We start from the raw sequence: 3,119 nt of genomic DNA, 5'->3' as shown, positions 1-3,119 counted from the left end.
ATGTGGAGATGCTCGAAAATGAAGTTGCCGCCCGCACGCGCGATCTCGACCGCGACGAGTTGGTGCGGCGGTTGCGTGAACGAGGACTGGCAGCCGGACCGGTGTACAATACCCACGAGTTGGCCGCCGACCAGGCGTTTCGCGCCTCGGAGATGATGATTACGCGAGAGCATGGCGAGTCCGGTGCGCGCGCCGTGCCCGGGCTGCCGGTGAAGTTTAGCGCCATTGAACCCGACTATCGCGGTGCACCGCGAATCGGCGAGCACAGCGATGAAATTTTGGCAACCTTGCTGGGGATGGGCGCTGAAGAGATCGCCCGGTTAAAGGAAGGCAAGGTCATATTTTGACCGCCCTGTCCGTCTCCCATACGGATAGGGTTCTGCGAAAATTCTGCGTTCGGCGGCGGTCTGGTGAAGAGGTAAGGAGTTTGAGGCGGTTGTGGATGAGCTCACTAAATCTGTGCACCGTCAGCTGACCCCATCGAGATCCCCTCTAACCAATGAAGGTGAATGACCAAAGGAACAGGCGAGCATGACGGAAGCATCGGCAATTCTGAAGAGCGGAGGAGCACGCCCAGGGCCCTTGGCTGTATGGATCCAGGCGATCCGCGCTCCCTCTCTGAGCGCGGCGGCGATCCCCGTGCTGCTGGGCGCGGCGATCGCTGCGCGCGACGGCTTTTTTGCGCCGGAGAGACTGGTGCTGGCGCTGGTCGGAGCGATGGCAATTCAGGCGGGCACAAATCTTATCAACGATTACTACGACTTCCGGTCGGGGGCAGATTCATCGGAATCGCTCGGTCCGAGTATGGTTATCCAGCGCGGCCTGCTGGCCCCTAAGCAGGTGTGGCGCGGCGGGCTCATCGCGTTTGCGATCGGCGCCGCGCTGGGCCTCGTACTGGTCTATCTGTGCGGATGGCCGATCCTGGCGATTGGCATTCCCTCGGTTGCCGCGGGCTATTTCTACACGGCGCGGCCGATCGCGCTTGCGTACGTTGCGCTAGGCGAGCTCACCGTCTTTTTGTTCATGGGTCCGGTGATCGTCGTCGGCACCTACTACGTGATGGCGCTACGCTTCACCTGGGGCGTGGTGCTTGCGTCGATTCCCCTGGGTTTTCTGGTCGCTGGCATTCTGCACGCCAACAACATTCGCGATATCGACACCGACCGGCTGCGCGGCAAGCATACGCTGGCGACGATTCTTGGGCGCACTGGCGCAAACTTCGAGCTTGCTGCATTTGATGTGCTCGCGTATGCGACCAGTTTGTTGGCGATGATCGTCGGAGCAATTCCCTGGACAGGACTGTTCGCGCTGGTCAGTGTGCCGCGGGCGATAAGTCAGCTTCGGATCGTGATGCACGAGACCGAACCGAAGCAGCTGAATGTCGCGCTGTTCAGATCGGTGCAGCTCCATATGGAATATGGACTCTTGATGATCGCTGCGTTTCTGATCGCGACGCTTTTGCGATGGTAAATGTGCTCGCCGTTGCGCGCCAGGCGCTCGTAGGCTGTTGTGCGAGGGAGTGCGATCTCGGCGGCGCGGGACCGCTGTAAGGTGCGCGGCCGATTGGGGTTATTCGCCTCGCCGCCGCGGATCCGGAGCGCGGTGCCGGGCGGACGGCGCAACAGCCTCCGCAGGGATTGAGGCATTGACGCGCGGAACGAACTTGACCAGAGGGAATCTGCGGATGCTCCGCGTCCAGCGGATTGACGGTTGGTTGGTTTACCGATCGCTTTTGCTTGCCTCGACCTTTTCCAGCGGCCAGGGACGGGATTCCGGATTAGAGAAATGGCAAAAGCGGGGGATTTGAGGCGAATTCTGCGCGTACTTTTTCGTAGGTACCTAGATCATCGATCGTGCGCATTAGGCCGCGATGGCGGAATCCCATGACCGGCAAGGCCTCGTGCACCATCGGCGCTATCAATCCGCTCATTATGCTCCAGGGCGGGGAAGGCGGTATCCGATCCAGCACCGCAGGCTCCAGGATGATCACGCCACAATACATGAATGAATCGAGCCCGGCTTCGCTCAACGGCTCCCTTGCGAAGTCATCGTAGCTGAGCGGCGATCGCGATTTGAGAAGCCGAATCCTGCGGACGCACGCGTCCGAGTCGAGCTCGATATGGCTGTAGTAGTCGAGGTTCTCCGGGCGGGCCACGGCGAGCGTGACCAAAGCACCACGGTCGCGATGGAACCGAATAACCTCGTCCAACTCGAGATCGAGAATGGTATCGCAGTTGGCGATCACGAAGGTGCCGGTGCCCAGAAATCCGCGTAGACCGTTCAGCGGTCCGCCGGTGCCCAGCAGCGTCGGCTCGGGTGCCCAAATTATGTCGATGCCCAGCCGCGCTCCCGTCCCGAGCGCAGCTTCCATCGCCCGCGGAAGGTGATGGGTGTTTATCGCGATCTCGCGAATCCCCGCGTGCTTGAGCATCAGCAAGGGATAATGAATAAGCGGGCGTCCCCCCACCCCAACCAGCGGTTTTGGGACCGTTTCAGTCAGGGGTCGCAACCGCTCGCCAATGCCCGCGGACAGCACTAGGGCTCTCATTGCAGGGATTCCATTTGGGGAGCGCGGAAAGCGCGGGCGAGCACCGGAAAGTCCGTGGCACAGGGTCCGCCAAGAATTCGCCGCACTTGATCGATGGTGTGCGGGACGAAGACCGCATAGCCCGATTTGCCGCTGCGTTCGAACATCAGGAAGCGTCCCATCATCTTGATAGCGTGTTGCAGCACGCAGAGCTGGTAGCCGCGCGAAAATGCTTTCGCGCTCAAGGTCTCCGCGCCCAGCCGAGTCAGGCCCGCGTAGTAGAAGTCCAGCAGCCGTCGTTCGAGAGCGGGAGATATCAACCCCGCCATGTCTCGAGTGGTGAGCAACACGGCCAGATCCTGCGCGGCTGGCGCCATCAGCGCGTCCTGAAAATCGATGACCCGAAGTGTGGAGACGCCGGTCTGGCGCTTCACGAAGAGGTTTTGGCCGTGATAGTCGCGATGCGAAAGGACCCGTGGCAAGCGTCCGAGTTCGCCCGCGAGCGCATCCAGTTCCGGGGTCAGCGCCTTGGGATCGGCATGCAAAGTACCGCACCCGAGGTCGAAGAATTCTTTGAATTCCCACCGGAACA

4 protein-coding genes are annotated in these 3,119 nt (G+C 61.0%); 2 read left to right on the top strand and 2 right to left on the bottom strand.

Annotated features, from left to right (window positions below):
• Together VGI36_20175 and menA are read left to right on the top strand one after the other, a co-directional pair.
• Nucleotides 1–347 (top strand): CoA transferase (locus tag VGI36_20175; protein ID HEY2487467.1); only part of this gene is annotated, 347 nt, incomplete at its 5' end.
• Between the two features lie 184 nt (nucleotides 348–531).
• Entirely contained in the window at nucleotides 532–1,470 is a 939-nt protein-coding gene (gene menA / locus VGI36_20170) for a 1,4-dihydroxy-2-naphthoate octaprenyltransferase (protein ID HEY2487466.1), read from the top strand.
• Nucleotides 1,471–1,777: 307 nt separating this feature from the next.
• On the opposite strand, the gene VGI36_20165 is transcribed toward menA, so the two are convergent.
• Both VGI36_20165 and VGI36_20160 read right to left on the bottom strand, forming a co-directional pair.
• On the bottom strand, nucleotides 1,778–2,548 hold the full coding sequence (locus VGI36_20165) for an NDP-sugar synthase (protein HEY2487465.1): 771 nt from the start codon (nucleotides 2,546–2,548) through the stop codon (nucleotides 1,778–1,780).
• A partial coding sequence (locus VGI36_20160; protein HEY2487464.1) for a phosphotransferase occupies nucleotides 2,545–3,119 on the bottom strand: 575 nt, incomplete at its 5' end. The genes VGI36_20165 and VGI36_20160, both read right to left, overlap by 4 nt.

Source organism: Candidatus Binataceae bacterium, assembly GCA_036495685.1.
Lineage (GTDB): Bacteria > Desulfobacterota > Binatia > Binatales > Binataceae > JAFAHS01.
Note: the sequence above shows the minus strand (reverse complement) of the source record. Positions and strands in the feature narration are given on the sequence as shown.